Source organism: Microbacterium sp. X-17, assembly GCF_039615055.1.
The window spans coordinates 121,036-135,877 of sequence record NZ_JBDHNI010000003.1; the positions used below are offsets into that span (position 1 = coordinate 121,036).

At 70.1% G+C, this 14,842-nt stretch carries 16 protein-coding genes; 4 read left to right on the forward strand and 12 right to left on the reverse strand.

Annotated elements, in window-relative coordinates; genetic code table 11:
- Positions 1-30 precede the first annotated feature (30 nt).
- The 7 genes from ABCS02_RS14895 to ABCS02_RS14925 all read right to left on the reverse strand — a co-directional run bounded on the left by ABCS02_RS14895 (position 31) and on the right by ABCS02_RS14925 (position 5,149).
- The gene (locus ABCS02_RS14895) at positions 31-822 is read right to left on the reverse strand and encodes a F0F1 ATP synthase subunit delta (RefSeq protein ID WP_345836452.1); all 792 of its coding nucleotides are present in this window, start codon (positions 820-822) and stop codon (positions 31-33) included.
- Complete coding sequence (locus tag ABCS02_RS14900) at positions 822-1,379, reverse strand: F0F1 ATP synthase subunit B (protein WP_345836453.1); 558 nt, start codon at positions 1,377-1,379, stop codon at positions 822-824. The genes ABCS02_RS14895 and ABCS02_RS14900 overlap by 1 nt, the downstream gene beginning before the upstream one ends.
- Positions 1,380-1,412: 33 nt before the next feature.
- Complete coding sequence (atpE, locus tag ABCS02_RS14905) at positions 1,413-1,634, reverse strand: F0F1 ATP synthase subunit C (RefSeq protein WP_179607020.1); 222 nt, start codon at positions 1,632-1,634, stop codon at positions 1,413-1,415.
- Between the two features lie 51 nt (positions 1,635-1,685).
- Positions 1,686-2,483 (reverse strand): F0F1 ATP synthase subunit A, encoded by a 798-nt coding sequence (gene atpB, locus ABCS02_RS14910; protein ID WP_345836454.1) that lies wholly within the window; start codon positions 2,481-2,483, stop codon positions 1,686-1,688.
- 170 nt (positions 2,484-2,653) lie between these two features.
- Positions 2,654-3,142 (reverse strand): hypothetical protein, encoded by a 489-nt coding sequence (locus ABCS02_RS14915; RefSeq protein WP_345836455.1) that lies wholly within the window; start codon positions 3,140-3,142, stop codon positions 2,654-2,656.
- Entirely contained in the window at positions 3,139-4,398 is a 1,260-nt protein-coding gene (locus ABCS02_RS14920; protein ID WP_345836456.1) for an MraY family glycosyltransferase, read from the reverse strand. Before ABCS02_RS14920 ends, ABCS02_RS14915 begins: the two co-directional genes overlap by 4 nt.
- Before the next feature lie 4 nt (positions 4,399-4,402).
- Positions 4,403-5,149: an L-threonylcarbamoyladenylate synthase gene (locus tag ABCS02_RS14925; protein WP_345836457.1), complete on the reverse strand. Its 747-nt coding sequence runs from the start codon at positions 5,147-5,149 to the stop codon at positions 4,403-4,405.
- A 74-nt stretch (positions 5,150-5,223) separates the two neighbouring features.
- Between ABCS02_RS14925 and ABCS02_RS14930 the strand changes: the two genes are divergently transcribed.
- Entirely contained in the window at positions 5,224-5,850 is a 627-nt protein-coding gene (locus ABCS02_RS14930) for an HAD-IA family hydrolase (protein ID WP_345837320.1), read from the forward strand.
- Positions 5,851-5,859: 9 nt separating this feature from the next.
- Here ABCS02_RS14930 and ABCS02_RS14935 read toward each other — a convergent pair whose 3' ends face one another.
- Together ABCS02_RS14935 and ABCS02_RS14940 are read right to left on the reverse strand one after the other, a co-directional pair.
- Positions 5,860-6,669 (reverse strand): ABC transporter permease, encoded by an 810-nt coding sequence (locus tag ABCS02_RS14935; RefSeq protein WP_345836458.1) that lies wholly within the window; start codon positions 6,667-6,669, stop codon positions 5,860-5,862.
- Positions 6,666-7,577, reverse strand: a complete 912-nt coding sequence (locus ABCS02_RS14940) for an ATP-binding cassette domain-containing protein (RefSeq protein ID WP_345836459.1) — start codon at positions 7,575-7,577, stop codon at positions 6,666-6,668. Before ABCS02_RS14940 ends, ABCS02_RS14935 begins: the two co-directional genes overlap by 4 nt.
- A gap of 118 nt (positions 7,578-7,695) precedes the next feature.
- On the opposite strand from ABCS02_RS14940, the gene ABCS02_RS14945 reads away from it, so the two are divergent.
- The gene (locus ABCS02_RS14945; protein WP_345836460.1) at positions 7,696-8,610 is read left to right on the forward strand and encodes a TetR/AcrR family transcriptional regulator; all 915 of its coding nucleotides are present in this window, start codon (positions 7,696-7,698) and stop codon (positions 8,608-8,610) included.
- A 63-nt stretch (positions 8,611-8,673) separates the two neighbouring features.
- Here ABCS02_RS14945 and prmC read toward each other — a convergent pair whose 3' ends face one another.
- Positions 8,674-9,546, reverse strand: a complete 873-nt coding sequence (gene prmC / locus ABCS02_RS14950) for a peptide chain release factor N(5)-glutamine methyltransferase (protein WP_345836461.1) — start codon at positions 9,544-9,546, stop codon at positions 8,674-8,676.
- A 62-nt stretch (positions 9,547-9,608) separates the two neighbouring features.
- On the opposite strand from prmC, the gene cysK reads away from it, so the two are divergent.
- Together cysK and epsC are read left to right on the forward strand one after the other, a co-directional pair.
- On the forward strand, positions 9,609-10,547 hold the full coding sequence (gene cysK / locus ABCS02_RS14955) for a cysteine synthase A (protein WP_345836462.1): 939 nt from the start codon (positions 9,609-9,611) through the stop codon (positions 10,545-10,547).
- A gap of 4 nt (positions 10,548-10,551) precedes the next feature.
- Positions 10,552-11,121: a serine O-acetyltransferase EpsC gene (gene epsC, locus ABCS02_RS14960; protein WP_345836463.1), complete on the forward strand. Its 570-nt coding sequence runs from the start codon at positions 10,552-10,554 to the stop codon at positions 11,119-11,121.
- Positions 11,122-11,217: 96 nt separating this feature from the next.
- On the opposite strand, the gene prfA is transcribed toward epsC, so the two are convergent.
- Complete coding sequence (prfA, locus tag ABCS02_RS14965; protein ID WP_345836464.1) at positions 11,218-12,294, reverse strand: peptide chain release factor 1; 1,077 nt, start codon at positions 12,292-12,294, stop codon at positions 11,218-11,220.
- A gap of 87 nt (positions 12,295-12,381) precedes the next feature.
- A complete protein-coding gene (gene rho / locus ABCS02_RS14970; RefSeq protein WP_345836465.1) occupies positions 12,382-14,598 on the reverse strand; it encodes a transcription termination factor Rho in 2,217 nt (738 codons plus the stop codon).
- Between the last annotated feature and the right edge of the window lie 244 nt (positions 14,599-14,842).

Sequence of the window (14,842 nt, forward strand, 5' to 3'; positions counted from 1 at the left end):
TGTTCCCTATCTGGGTTCTATCTCGGGCGGTCAGCCCGCGAGCTGAAGTCGGAGTTCGGTGAGGCGCGACGCGACGCTTCCGTCGATGACGTCGTCGCCGATCTGCACGCGCAGGCCGCCGAGGATCGCCGGGTCGACGACCTCGTTGAGCTTGAGGTCGCCGTACTTGGCGGCGAGGCTCGCGCGGAGCCGCTCGGCCTGCGCGGCCGGGAGCGGCGTGGCCGTGACGACCGTGGCGATCGCCTGGCCGTACTGGGCCGCCACGATGCGGGCGGCCTCGCGGAGCGACTCGCGGACGCTGCGGCCGCGCGGCTGCAGTACCAGCTGGCGCGCGATCGCGACGGTCTGCTTCGACGCCTTGCCCGCGAGCAGGCGCTCGGCGAGAGCGGCCTTGGCCTCGGGCGCTGCGAGCTTGCTGCGGAGCGCGAGCTCGAGCCCGGCGTCGGAGGTCACGGCGCCTCCGAACGCGAAGAGCTCGCCCGGGATGTCGACGTTGCGCGGCGCGGAGGCGGCGATCGAGCGGATGCCGAGCTCCTCGATCGCGGCCAGGACGTCGTCCGGGCCGGACCAGCGCTCGCCGGCGACGACGGTCAGCAGCTCGACCGCGGGCGCCGAGAGCGACGCGAAGACGCGCTGGACCAGCACGGTCTTGCCCTCGGCGGATGCCGAGGGGTCGCTGAGGACCGCACGGAGCTGGGCGGAGTCGGCGACGACTCGTCCTGCGGCGAACAGGTCTTCAGCCGTCGCCAGATCGGCCTTGGACCCGATCCCGGCGAGCGCCTGGACGGATCGGGCCAGTGCTTCTCTGGAGGCGCTTCCCATCAGTTGCCCGACCCTGCCTTCTGGGCGTCGCTGGACTCCAGGTCGGCCAGGAAGCGATCGACGATCGCCTGGGCCTTCTTGTCGTCCGTGAGCACCTCGCCGACGACGCCGGAGGCGAGGTCGATCGCGAGCGAGCCCACCTCGCCGCGGAGCGAGACGAGCGCACCCTGGCGCTCGGCCTCGATCTGGGCCTGGGCGTTCGCGGTCACGCGGGCGGCCTCGGCCGTCGCGTTCTCCTTGGCCTCCGCGACGATCTGCTGACCGTCGGTGCGGGCCGTCTCGCGGATCTTGGCCGCCTCTGCGCGCGCGTCGGCGAGCTGGGCGGTGTACTCCTCCAGCAGCGCCTCGGCCTTGTGCTGAGCCTCGTCCGCCTTGGCGATGTTGCCTTCGATCGCTTCGGCGCGCTCGTCGAGGAGCTTGCGCATGCGCGGCAGGACGAGCCTCCAGAAGAAGACCAGGATGATGATGAAGCAGATCAGCGACCCGATGATGTCAGGCCAGGCCGGAATGATCGGGTTGTGCTCCTCCGCGGCGGCGAAAACCACACCGTTGAGCATCAGTTCCTCCTTATGGGGATGGGATAAAGAGGATTACTGGAAGATGAAGCCGACGGCGATACCGATGAACGCGAGCGCCTCGGTGAACGCGATACCGATGTACATCAGGACCTGGAGACGGCCGGCCAGCTCAGGCTGACGGGCGACGCCCTCGATGGTCTTGCCGACGACGATGCCCACGCCGATGGCCGGGCCGATGGCGGCGAGGCCGTATCCGACGGTGGCGATGTTGCCGTTGATAGCAGCGATGTCCACGTTATGTGTTTCCTTCCGTGATAGCGGGACGCGCGGTTGCGCGGACCGTTGTTAGTGTTCCTCGGCGACTGCGAGCTGGATGTAGACAGCCGTGAGCAGTGCGAAGACGTATGCCTGGAGGACGGCCACCAGGATCTCGAACAGGGAGAATGCGAAGCCGAAGGCGAAGGTCACCACGCCGAACAGCGACCAGAGACCGCTGAGCGTGAAGATGAAGAACGCGGTGCCAGTGAAGAACAGCACGAGCAGCAGGTGGCCGACGACCATGTTCATCAGGAGTCGGAGCGTCAGCGTGATGGGACGCAGGATGAAGGTCGAGACGAACTCGATCGGCGTCACCAGGATGTAGAGGAACCACGGCACGCCGGGCGGGAACAGGGCGTTGCGGAAGAAGTTCTTCGGGCTCTTCTTGACACCGGCGTAGATGAACGCGATGTAGGAGGCGACGGCCAGCACGAGCGGCGTTCCGATGACCGCGGTTCCCGCGATGTTCAGGAACGGGATGATACCCGTGATGTTGAAGAACAGCACCATGAAGAAGATGGTGGTCAGCAGCGGGAGGAAGCGGCGGCCGTCCTTGCGGCCGAGCAGGTCCTCCGCGATGTTGACGCGGACGAAGTCCAGGCCCATCTCGACCACGGACTGGAAGCGCCCGGGGATGATCTTCATCTTGCGGGTGCCGAGCCAGAAGATCAGGATCAGCGCGAGGGTCGAAATGAGCCGAACCACGGTGATGCGGTTGAACTCGAGTCCTGCGATGGTGAACAGAGTCGGTGGGAAGAACTCATCGATCGAGGGCCCCTGGAAGCTTCCTCCATCGGAGCTTGCGGCCTGGACCAGCAGGTTCACAGCGTTAGCTAACAGCGCTATCTCCTGTTTCGGGGCGTCGAGCTGAAAGCTCTCGCGACGACGAACGGTGGACACCCGGCGTGTGCGTTCCGATGCTGCGTGGGCGCGGCGGGTGGGGGATCACTGACAACTCTACAAGAGTTTTCAACCGGTAACGAATCGGATAAGGTTCAGCGTTTGTCCCCCGGCAGCGTGACGTCGCTGGCGTAGGGGATGCGGGATCGGAAGACCACGATCATGTCCACGACGAGGGACCCGATCACGCCCGCGATCAGGCTCAGGAACAGCACCACGGGGTTGATCCAGGGCTGGTCGCGCAGCAGCAGCGCGAGCACGATGAACAGCACGAACTTGACGATCCAGCCGCCCAGCACGATGCCGAAGAACAGCCCGACGAAGAGGTCGGAGCCGATGAACCGGTTGGCGATCAGGATGCTGAGCGCGGTGATGCTGAGGAACACGGCCGCCATGAGCGTGCCGATGAGCGCGCTGGTGACGCCGACCCAGCCGGCGAAGATGCCGCCGAGCACCATGCCGACGACGGCGATGCCCGCGGCGAGGATGAACCCGTACTTGAGCACGTCCTTCAGCACCGGCGTCGAGGTGGGCTGCTGCGCCGCGCGCTTGGCGTCGGGCGCCCCGTCCTGGTGGTCGGTCATCGGGTCTCCTTGGTGGTGGGGTCGTCGGTCTCGCCCGGCGGGATCGTGACGGGGATGCTCTCGCTCGCGATGTCGAGCTGGTCGTACTTCGCCGTCTCCTCGGCCTCCTTGCTCCCCGCGGGGGCGAGCTCGGCGACGGCCTCGTTGAGTTTGCGGCGGCTGAGCGGCGCGAGGGTGATCGCGGTGCAGATCACCAGGCCGATCGCGACGAACACGATGGCCATCCAGTACGGGTCGAAGAAGAACAGCAGGCAGCCGATCGACAGCACGGCGGTCCACGCGTAGAAGATCAACACGGCGTGCAGGTGGGAGTGGCCCATGTCGAGCAGCCGGTGGTGGAGGTGCTTGCGGTCGGCGCTGAACGGCGACTTGCCCGCGCGCAGGCGGCGCACGACGGCCAGCCCGAAGTCGAGCAGCGGGATGACGAGCACCGCGAACGGGATGGTGACCGGGATGAACGCGGGCACCAGCGACGACTTGCCGAGCGTCTGCAGCGCCTCCGGGTTGATCGTGCCGGTCACCGAGATGGCGGAGGTGGCCATCAGCAGGCCGATGAGCAGCGCTCCGGCGTCGCCCATGAACATCTTGGCCGGATGCCAGTTGAGCGGCAGGAAGCCCGCGCACGCGCCGACCAGGATGGCCGCGATCACGCCCGCGAGGCTGAAGTAGTTCTGCGGGCTGATGTCGCGCTGCAGCAGGTACGTGTAGACGAGGAAGGTGCCGTTGGCGATGAGCGCGACACCGGCGACGAGCCCGTCCAGGCCGTCGATGAAGTTGATCGCGTTCATCACCAGGACGATCGCGAACAGCGTGATCACGATGCTCATCACCGGCGAGCCGATGGTGAGGCCGCCGATCGGCAGCGAGTAGATCTGCACGCCCAGCCAGGCGACGATCCCGGCCGCGACGAACTGACCGGCGAGCTTGGTCATCCAGTCGAGGTCCCACAGGTCGTCGGCCACGCCTAGCACGACGATGAGCAGGGCCGCGCCCAGGATCGCGATGATGGGGCCGGCGTCCGAGAAGATCAGCGAGAGCACGCCGAACTGGCTGGACAGCAGCCACGAGACGCCGAACGCCACGAGGATCCCGAGGAACATCGCGACGCCGCCGAGCCGGGGCGTCGGCCGGGTGTGGACGTCACGCTCACGGATCTTCGGGTAGAGCTTGAAGCGCATCGCCACCCGGTAGACCACCAGGGACATCCCGAACGTGATGACGGCCGAGATGAGTGCGAGGGCGAGGAAGAGCGTCACGGGCTCAGGTGTCCGCGGCGGTGTCGGCGACCGCCTCGGCGTCGTCGGCCGCGGCCTGCTCGCCGTCGTCGTCGGCGAGCGCGTCGCCCACGACCGCGCGGAGCTGCTCGGCCGTGATGACGCCGTGCCGGAGGATGCGGAGCTTGCCCGCGCCGGCGGCGAGAGCGGTCGCGTCCACGATGGTGGAGGAGGAGTCCTTGCCCTCGACGCGCTCGTACGCGGTCCCGGCCTCTCCCCCGTCGAGGTAGACGGACACGGACTCGCCGAGCATGGCCTCCGCCTCCGCGGCGGTGCGGGCGGCCGGGCGGCCGGTGAGGTTGGCGGACGAGACGGCCAGCGGACCGGTCTCGGAGAGGATCTCCAGGGCGATCCGGTCCTGCGGCATGCGCAGCGCGACGGTGCCCTTGGTCTCGCCGAGATCCCAGACCAGGGAGGGCGCGGCGGGCAGGACGATGGTCAGGCCGCCCGGCCAGAACTCCTGGACGAGCGCGTCGACCTCGGCGGGGACGTGCTCCGCCAGCGCCGCGAGCGTAGGGATGCCGGGCACGAGCACCGGCGGCGGCGACTGCCGGCCGCGCCCCTTCGCGTCGAGCAGCCGCTGCACCGCGGCCGGGCTGAACGCGTCGGCGGCCACGCCGTAGACGGTGTCGGTGGGGATCACGACGAGCTCGCCGCGGCCGATGGCGCCTCGGGCGAGGCGCATGCCGGTGAGCAGTTCGGAGTCGACGGAGCAGTCGTAGATGGGAGCCATGACGGCACCCATGATAGTTGAGCCACTGCAAGGTTCCCTGCGACAGTGCCCCGCGCGGGACGATACTGGTGGCGATGGACGTCTACTTCTTCGACTGCGACAAGACCCTGTACGACTACGACTTCCACAAACGGCTCCCCCGCCTCGCCGAGCTGAGCGGCGTGAGCCAGTACCGGCTCGCGTCGAGCTGGTGGGCGGGCGGCCACGAGCGCGCCGCCGAGATCGGCGAGTACGCCACGAGCGAGGAGTACCTCGCGGCGTTCGCGGAGGTGACCGGGGCGCACCTCACCCTGGAGCAGTGGCAGGAGGCCAGGAAGGCCGCCATGACCCGGATCGACGGGTCGGTGGCGGCACTGCGCGTCGCCGCGGCGCTCGGCACGGTGTCGCTGCTGTCGAACAACCCGATCCCGTTCAAGGACTCGCTGCCCGTGCTGATGCCCGACGTGGCGGACATCCTCGGCAGCAACGACCTGGTCTCGGCGGTGCTCGGAGCCCGCAAGCCCGAGCGGCGAATCTACACCAGGGCGCTCGGCCGGTTCGGGGCGCGGCCGGAGGACGCCATCCTGTTCGACGACTCGCTGGCCAATGTCGAGGGCGCGCGTGAGGCGGGAATGCACGCCCACCACTTCACGCGCGCCGACGACGGGACGTTCGACACGGACGGGATGCTCACCGCGATCCGCGCGTTCGCGGAGCGGTGAGCGACCGCCTCAGCGCCTCCCGGCCTTGCGGCGGAACAGCCACACCGCCCACACGTACGCCCCGGCGATGATCACCGCGCACCAGCCGAGCGCCCACCAGAGCTCGCTGCCCGGGTCGCGACCGAACAGGAACGCGCGGATGGTCTCGATGATCGGCGTGATCGGCTGGTTCTGGGCGATCCACTGCAGCCAGCCCGGCATCGTGTCGGTGGGCACGAACGCGCTCGACAGGTACGGCAGGAACAGCAGCGCGAAACCGTAGCCGCTGGCGGCGGTCGGGTTGGCCGCTGCGAGGCCGATCGCGGCGTACAGCCAGGTGATGGCGAGGATGAAGAGCGCGACCATCCCGAGCGCGCCCAGCCATTCGAGCACGTTCGCGGTCGGACGGAAGCCGACCGCGAGCGCGACGCCGATCACGACGCCGGTCGCGAGCAGGTTGCGCAGCAGGCTGGCGACGACGTGCCCGGTGACCACGCCGCCGGCCTGGAGCGGCATGGTGCGGAACCGGTCGACGATGCCGTTGCTCAGGTCCTCCGCCACGTCGACCGCGGTGCTGGAGGCCCCGAACCCGGCGCAGAGCAGGATGATGCCCGGCACGACGTAGTCGACGTAGCCGCCCTCCTTGTCGAGCGCGCCGCCGAACACGAACGTGAACAGCAGCATCAGCATCACCGGGAGGACGATCGCCATTGTCAGCGCCTCCACGTTGCGGAGGGAGTGCCGCACGCTGCGGCCGATGAACACCGCGGTGGCGGTGGCCCGGCCGACGCGGCGCGTGGGGACGGCGCCCGGCAGGGCGGGAGCGGTGAGTGCGGTCATCGGACGGCCTCCTTCTGGAGTTCGGTGTTCTGGGGCTCGGTGCGGGTGCCGGTGAGCGCGAGGAACGCGTCGTCCAGGCTGGGCTTGCGGATGGAGATGGACGCGCCGGCGACGCCGAGGCGGTCGAGCACGTCGATCGCGTCCCGGAGGCCGTCGACGGTGCCGTCGGTGGGCAGTTCGCGCACGATCTCGTCGGCGGCGTCGCGCAGCTCCACGACCTCACCGCCGACGCGCGCCTTGAGCTCGACGGCCGTGCCCTCGGCGACGATCGTGCCGTGGTCGAGGACGGCGATGCGGTCGGCGAGCTGGTCGGCCTCCTCCAGGTACTGGGTGGTGAGGAGGATGGTGACGCCGCCCGCCGCGAGGTCCCGGATGATCGCCCAGAGCGCCTGCCTGCTGCGGGTGTCGAGCCCGGTGGTCGGCTCGTCGAGGACGATGACCGGCGGCGTCGCGACGAGGCTGAGCGCCAGGTCGAGCCGGCGTCGCATGCCGCCGGAGTAGGTCTTCACGCGCCTGCGCGCGGCGTCACGGAGGTCGAAGCCGTCGATCAGCTCGGCGGCGCGCTGTGCGGCCTCCGCCCGGCCGAAGCCGGAGAGCCGCGCCATCATCCGGAGGTTCTCCTCCGCCGTGAGGACTTCGTCCACCGCCGCGGACTGGCCGGTGAGGCTGATCGACTCCTTCACACCCTCCGGGTCGGCGACGACGTCGTGGCCGCAGATCACCGCGCTCCCGCCGTCGGGCGCGACCAGGGTGCTGAGGATGTTGATGAACGTCGTCTTGCCCGCCCCGTTCGGGCCGAGCAGGGCGAACACGCTGCCGCGCTCGACGCGCAGGTCGACCCCGTCGAGGACGGTCTGCGCGCCGAAGGACTTGCGCAGTCCGGCGACCTCGATCGCTGGTGCTGTCATGATCCGGTTCCTTCCGAGTTCTGTGTACGTTGCAAACTGTTTATAGCGCATACCATTTCGTTTAAGTGATACACAGTTCTAGGATGGGTGTCAACACCGAACCGGGAAGGCGTGCTCAATGGCGGACGAAGTCGAGGAGGCGCTCCCCCGCGCCGTCGCGCTGAGCTGGGGCGTCGCCGAGCGGCCGCAGCGCGGACCCAAGCGCGAGCTGAGCATCGAGCGCATCGTCGACACCGCGATCGGCGTCGCCGACCAGGAGGGCCTCGCCGCGGTCTCGATGAGCCGCATTGCGACGGAGCTCGGCTTCACCACGATGTCCCTGTACCGCTATGTGACGAGCAAGGACGACGTCCTCGCGCTCATGCAGGACGCGGTGTGCGAGGTCCCGATCCCGGCCGAGGACGACCGCGGGGCGGACTGGCGCGCCGGGCTGCGGCGCTGGTCGATGGCCACCATCGAGGTCATCCAGGCGCACCCGTGGTTCCCGGACATCCCGATCTCCGGCATCCCGCTGATGCCGAACAACCTCGCCGTGCTCGACTGGGGGCTGCGCGAGATGCGCGACCTGCCGCTGACCGACGCGGAGAAGATGTCGACGGCGCTGCTGTTGTCGTCGTACGCGCGCGCGGTCGGGGTGGTGGAGCGCGACGTGCGCCAGGCGCGCGAGAAGGGCACGACGCCGCCGCAGAGCGGGGAGGCGTTCACGGCCGCGCTCGCGGAGCTCGTCACGCCCGAGCGGTTCCCCGACCTCGCTCCCCTGGTCGCCTCTGGCGGGTACTCCGACGCCGAGGACGAGCAGGACGACTTCGCGTTCGGGCTGGAGCGCATCCTGGACGGGATCGAGCGCTACGTCACCGCCCGCGCCGCCGGCGAGCCGGTCGTGGCGTCCGAGCCGCGGCCGGAGCCGCTTCCGCGCGACAAGGCCGTCCGCGAGGCGACGAAAGCCCGCCGCGAAGCCGAGAAGGCGCTGCGCGAGGCCCGCAAGCGCGAGCGCGAGGCCGTCGCACGCGCCCACGAGCGGGCCGCGCGCTAGCGATTTGTGCCGAATGGCGCGATTCGCGGCGCGAATCGCGCCATTCGGCACAAATCTGCGAAGCTAGCGCAGCGCGGTCGTCGCCCGGTCGCGGGTCGTGAGGTCGCGGTGCGTCGCCGCCGCGCGCCAGCCGTCGGCGGTCAGCAGCTCGCGGATCTGCGCGCCCTGCAGCTCGCCGTGCTCCAGGACCAGCGTCCCGCCCGGGCGGAGCAGCCTCCGCGCGACGCCGGAGATGACGCGCACGACGTCCAGCCCGTCGGCGCCGCCGTAGAGCGCCGCGGCCGGGTCGAAGAGCCGCACCTCCGGGTCGCGCGGGATCGCGTCGTCCGGCACGTATGGCGGGTTGGAGATGACGACGTCCACCGCGCCGTCCAGCTCCGGGAGGGCGTCGGCGAGGTCTCCGAGCACGGCCTGGAGGTTGGCAGCGCCCACCGACTCGACGTTGCGGCGCGTCCAGGCGAAGGCCTCCGGGGACTTCTCCACCGCGTAGACGCGGGCGTGCGGGACCTCCGTCGCCATCGCGAGAGCGATCGCGCCGCTGCCCGTCCCGAGGTCGACGCCGACCGGCTCGGCGGACGGCACGGCCCGGAGGGCGTCGATCGCGAACTGGACCACCTGCTCCGTCTCCGGCCGGGGCACGAACACGCCGGGGCCGACCGCGAGCTCCAGGGAGCGGAACGGCGCAGTGCCGGTGATGTGCTGCAGCGGCTCCCGGGTGGCCCGGCGGGCGGCGAGCTCGCGCACCCGGCGGGCGTCGTCCGCGTCGATCGCGGCATCCATGACCACCAGTGCCTGCACCCGGCCGCGCCCGACGCCGAGCACGAAGGCGAGGAGGAGGTCGGCGTCCACCTCCGGATCGGGCACCCCCGCCTGAGCGAGGGCGGCGACCGTCTCGTCGCGGAGGGAGCGGACGGTGGAGGGCGCGGCGTCAGACATGGCCCGACGAGCTTACCGTCACAGGCCGCCACCGAGGCCCCGGGCGGAATAGAGTGGAGGCCATGCCAGCACAGGTCTACGAGAACATCACCGAAACCGTCGGACGCACTCCCCTCGTCAAGCTGAACAGGATCGCCGCCGACGCCGGTGCGACCGTGCTGGCGAAGCTCGAGTTCTTCAACCCCGCCGCCAGCGTCAAGGACCGCATCGGGGTCGCGATCATCGACGCCGCCGAGAAGTCCGGCGAACTGCGCCCGGGCGGCATCATCGTGGAGGGCACCAGCGGCAACACCGGCATCGCCCTCGCGATGGTCGGCGCGGCCCGCGGCTACCGGGTCATCCTGACCATGCCGGAGACGATGTCGAAGGAGCGGCGGGTGCTGCTGCGCGCGTTCGGCGCGGAGATCGTCCTCACCCCCGGCCCCGACGGGATGCGCGGAGCGGTGGAAGCCGCCCAGAAGATCGTCGCCGAGAACGACAACGCCATCTGGGCGCGCCAGTTCGCCAATGAGGCCAACCCCGCCATCCACCGCGCCACCACGGCCGAGGAGATCTGGGCCGACACCGACGGCGGCGTGGACATCTTCGTCTCCGGCGTCGGCACCGGAGGAACCATCACCGGCGTCGGGCAGGTGCTCAAGGAGCGCAAGCCCGAGGTGCAGGTGATCGCGGTTGAGCCGGCGGACTCCCCCATCCTCAACGGCGGCAAGCCCGGCCCGCACAAGATCCAGGGTCTCGGCGCGAACTTCGTCCCCGAGATCCTCGACACCTCCGTGTACGACGAGGTCATCGACGTGTCGTTCGACGACTCGATCGCCGTGGCCAAGCAGCTCGCCAGCGAGGAGGGCATCCTCGCGGGCATCTCGTCCGGCGCGATCATCTGGGCCGCCCTCCAGGTCGCCAAGCGGCCGGAGAACGCAGGCAAGACCATCGTCGCGATCGTCTGCGACACGGGTGAGCGGTACATCTCGACGGCCCTCTGGGCCGACCTGCTGGACTGACGGCGTGCCCCTGTTCCGGGCGCGCGAGGACATCCGCAACGCGCGCACCCACGACCCCGCCGCGCGCGGGGGCGCCGAGGTGGCGCTGGTCTACTCCGGCCTCCACGCCGTCTGGTCGTACCGCGTCGCCCACCGCCTCTGGCGGGCCGGCTTCCGGATGCCCGCACGGATGCTCTCCCAGTTCACGCGCTTCCTGACCGGCATCGAGATCCACCCCGGCGCCCGCATCGGCCGCCGCTTCTTCATCGACCACGGGATGGGCGTCGTCATCGGCGAGACCACGTGGATCGGCGACGACGTGATGCTGTACCACGGCGTGACCCTGGGCGGACGCGGCAGCGGCCACGGCAAACGCCACCCGACCATCCACGACCACGTCACGGTCGGCGCCGGCGCCAAGGTCCTCGGCGCGATCGAGATCGGCACGCGCACCGTCATCGGCGCGAACGCCGTGGTCGTCCACGACGCACCCCCGGACTCGGTGCTGACGGGCGTGCCGGCGCGGGCGCGCCCGCGCTCCGGCCACGAGCAGATCGCCGGCGACGAGTGGGAGCACCCCGCCCTCTACATCTGACCCACTCGAGAGGGCGCAAAGTGGGCCCCTGAGCAGCGAAACGGCGGAGAATACGCCGCCTCGGCGCTCAGAGCCGCACTTTGGGCCGTCTCGGCGTCAGTCGTTGCCGAGGTCGGCCAGGCGGGCCTCCTCGTCGGCGAGGATGTTCGACTCGATGACCGGGTCGAGGGCGCCGTTCATCACCGAGTCGAGGTTGTACGCCTTGTAGCCGGTGCGGTGGTCGGCGATCCGGTTCTCCGGGAAGTTGTAGGTGCGGATGCGCTCGGAGCGGTCCATCGTGCGGATCTGGCCCTTGCGGAACTCGGCCGCCTCTGCGTCCGCCTCCTCCTGCTGCTTCGCGAGGAGCCGCGCCCGGAGCACGCGCATCGCGGCCTCCCGGTTCTGGAGCTGGCTCTTCTCGTTCTGCATCGACACCACGATGCCGGTCGGCACGTGGGTGATGCGCACCGCGGAGTCCGTCGTGTTGACGGACTGGCCGCCGGGGCCGGAGGACCGGAAGACGTCGATCTTGAGGTCGTTCTGGTTGATGTCGACCTCCTCCGGCTCGTCCACCTCGGGGAACACCAGCACGCCGGCGGCGGACGTGTGGATGCGGCCCTGCGACTCGGTCGCCGGCACGCGCTGCACGCGGTGCACGCCGCCCTCGTACTTCAGGTGCGCCCACACGCCCTCGGCCGGATCGCTCGACGACCCCTTGAAGGCGACCTGGACGTCCTTGATGCCGCCGAGGTCGCTGGAGGTCTGCTCGATGATCTCGGCCTTCCAGCGCTTCGAGTCCGCGTAGTGCAGGTACATGCGCAGGAGGTCGCCGGCGAACAGCGCGGACTCTGCCCCGCCCTCCCCCATCTTGATCTCCATGATGACGTCGCGGCTGTCGTTGGGGTCCCGCGGGATCAGCAGGCGGCGCAGCTTCTCGCCGGACTCCTCCAGGCTCTGCTCCAGCCCGGGGATCTCCTCGGCGAACGCCTCGTCCTCCGCGGCCAGCTCACGCGCGGCCTCCAGGTCGTCCGACAGCTGCTTCCACTGGTGGTACGAGGCGACGATGCGCGACAGCTCCGCGTAGCGGCGGTTCACCTTCTTGGAGCGCACCGGGTCGCTGTGCAGCTCGGGGTCGGAGAGCTGCTGCTGGAGGTCGTCGTGCTCGGCGATGAGGCCGGTGACCGACTCGAACATGCGTGACTTCTTTCTGGAGGCGCGGCTGGAAACGAGAAAGCGCCCGCCCGCCGCGCACAGTGGCGCGGCGGACGGACGCTTCGTCAGCTAGCGGTGGTCGTTCTCGTGGCCGTGCGAGTGCGCGTTGCCGTGGCCGTTGGTCGGCGCGGGCATCGACTTCTGCACCTGCATGAGGAACTCGACGTTGCTCGAGGTCTCCTTGAGGCGGCCGAGCACGATTTCCAGGGCCTGCTGCTGGTCGACGCCGGCGAGGGCGCGACGCAGCTTCCAGGTGATCTTGACCTCGTCCTGGCCCATCAGCATCTCCTCGCGGCGGGTGCCGGAGGCGTTGACGTCGACGGCCGGGAAGATCCGCTTGTCGGCGAGCTGGCGCGACAGGCGGAGCTCCATGTTGCCGGTGCCCTTGAACTCCTCGAAGATCACCTCGTCCATCTTGGAGCCGGTCTCCACCAGCGCCGAGGCGAGGATGGTCAGCGAGCCGCCGTGCTCGATGTTGCGCGCGGCGCCGAAGAAGCGCTTCGGCGGGTACAGCGCGGACGCGTCCACGCCGCCCGACAGGATGCGACCGGAGGCCGGAGCCGTCAGGTTGTACGCACGGCCGAGGCGGGTGATCGAGTCGAGCAGCACGACCACGTCGTGGCCGAGCTCGACCAGGCGCTTGGCGCGCTCGATCGCGAGTTCCGCGACGGTGGTGTGGTCCTCGGCGGGACGGTCGAAGGTGGAGGCGATGACCTCGCCCTTCACCGTGCGCTGCATGTCGGTGACCTCTTCGGGACGCTCGTCCACCAGCACGACCATGAGGTGCACCTCGGGGTTGTTGGTGGTGATCGCGTTGGCGATCTGCTGCATCACGATGGTCTTGCCGGCCTTCGGCGGCGCGACGATGAGGCCGCGCTGGCCCTTGCCGATCGGGGCGACCAGGTCGATGATCCGCTGGGTGACCTTGCCGGGCTCGGTCTCCAGGCGCAGGCGCTCCTGCGGGTACAGCGGCGTGAGCTTGCCGAACTCGACGCGGGTCGCGGCCTCCTCGACGGTCTGGCCGTTGATCGAGTCGACCTTCACCAGCGCGTTGTACTTCTGGCGGCTGTTGTTCTCGCCGTCGCGCGGCTGGCGGATGGCGCCGACCACGGCGTCGCCCTTGCGCAGGTTGTACTTCTTGACCTGGCCGAGCGAGACGTAGACGTCGCTGGCGCCCGGGAGGTAGCCGGTGGTGCGGACGAACGCGTAGTTGTCCAGCACGTCGAGGATGCCCGCGACGGGGATCAGCACGTCGTCGTCGGCGATCTCGGGCTCGAGCTCGTCGCCGCCCACGCCGCCGCGGCGCTTGCGGTTGCGGTCGCGGTAGCGGGAGGCGCGGTCGCCCTCGCCCTGCTGCTGCTCCTGCGGGCCGCGGTTCTGCTGGCCGCGCTGCTGGCCGCCGTCGCCCTGGAGGTCCTTCGGCTGGTTCTGCTGACCCTGCTGGCCGCCCTGCTGGTTCTGCTGGCCGCCCTGCTGGTTCTGCTGACCGCCCTGCTCGCCGTTCTGGGCGTTGCCCTTGTTGCGGTTGCGGTTGCGGCGGCTGCGGCCGGAGGGCTGCTGCTCGCCGCCCTGCTCGGCGGCGTCGCCCTGCTGCTCGGCGCCCTGGTCGCCACGGTTCTGGTCGCCACGGGCCGACTCGGTCTGCGCAGCCGTCTCGGCCGACTGCTCGTCGGCCTCCTGGCCCTGGCCGTTCTGCTGGCCCTGGCCGTTCTGGCCGCGGCCACGGCGACGGCGTCCGCCGCCCTGGCCGTCGCGCTGCGCCTGCTCGCGGGAGGCGAGCGCGGAGTCGAGCAGAGCGTCGACGTCCGGGATGAGCGACTCGACACCGGTCTCGCCGGTGTTGACGTGGGTGCCGGCGCCGACGCTGGTCGACGGGGCGATGCCCGTGCCGTCCGGGCTGGAGACGCGGCGCGAGCCGCGGCGACGCGGCTCGGCGACGACCTCGGCGAGGAGGGCGTCGCCCACGAAGGGCTCGTCGGCCACGGGCTCGGCGATGAGCGGCTCGATGAGCACCTGGGAGGCCGCGGTCGCGTGGTCCGCCTGCTGCTCGGTCTCGGCCGCGGCCGTCTCGATGGAGACGGGCTCAGCCGCTTCCGGCTCGGCGGGCGCCTCGGTTCCGGCAGCCGCGGCGCGAGCCGCCGCGATCGCCTCGACCAGCTCGCCCTTGCGGAGCCGGGTCGCGCCCTGGAGGCCGAGCTCGGCGGCGAGAGCCTGGAGCTCCGCCACCTTGAGCGAGGTCAGGTCGCTGGTGTCCACGCCCCCGGCGTGGAGTTCGACATCAGTCACTGAAGAGGATTCCTTTCCCCCGGCGCGCACTCTGCGCGCCGCTGTGGAGCACTCGTCACGTGAGCCTGCCTTACCGTGCTGCGTTCTGATCCGCGCTACGGTGCGCTCTGGATCTCCGGATGCTCCGGAGAACCGAAAAGCGCAGGCAGGAGTGACGGCATGATTGCTAAGAGATCACCCGGAAGCTGGATTCGCTCGTGACGCGGGTTCTTCACGGGTGCACTCGGTAGTTTACCACCTCGCG

Excerpts from the sequence above, each read along its gene's own strand:
- ABCS02_RS14895 (WP_345836452.1), bottom strand. The coding sequence starts at position 822 with ATGGGAAGCGCCTCCAGAGAAGCACTGGCCCGATCCGTCCAGGCGCTC.
- ABCS02_RS14900 (WP_345836453.1), bottom strand. The coding sequence starts at position 1,379 with ATGCTCAACGGTGTGGTTTTCGCCGCCGCGGAGGAGCACAACCCGATC.
- ABCS02_RS14915 (WP_345836455.1), bottom strand. The coding sequence starts at position 3,142 with ATGACCGACCACCAGGACGGGGCGCCCGACGCCAAGCGCGCGGCGCAG.
- ABCS02_RS14925 (WP_345836457.1), bottom strand. The coding sequence starts at position 5,149 with ATGGCTCCCATCTACGACTGCTCCGTCGACTCCGAACTGCTCACCGGC.
- ABCS02_RS14930 (WP_345837320.1), top strand. The coding sequence starts at position 5,224 with ATGGACGTCTACTTCTTCGACTGCGACAAGACCCTGTACGACTACGAC.
- ABCS02_RS14935 (WP_345836458.1), bottom strand. The coding sequence starts at position 6,669 with ATGACCGCACTCACCGCTCCCGCCCTGCCGGGCGCCGTCCCCACGCGC.
- ABCS02_RS14940 (WP_345836459.1), bottom strand. The coding sequence starts at position 7,577 with ATGACAGCACCAGCGATCGAGGTCGCCGGACTGCGCAAGTCCTTCGGC.
- ABCS02_RS14945 (WP_345836460.1), top strand. The coding sequence starts at position 7,696 with ATGGCGGACGAAGTCGAGGAGGCGCTCCCCCGCGCCGTCGCGCTGAGC.
- prmC (WP_345836461.1), bottom strand. The coding sequence starts at position 9,546 with ATGTCTGACGCCGCGCCCTCCACCGTCCGCTCCCTCCGCGACGAGACG.
- cysK (WP_345836462.1), top strand. The coding sequence starts at position 9,609 with ATGCCAGCACAGGTCTACGAGAACATCACCGAAACCGTCGGACGCACT.
- prfA (WP_345836464.1), bottom strand. The coding sequence starts at position 12,294 with ATGTTCGAGTCGGTCACCGGCCTCATCGCCGAGCACGACGACCTCCAG.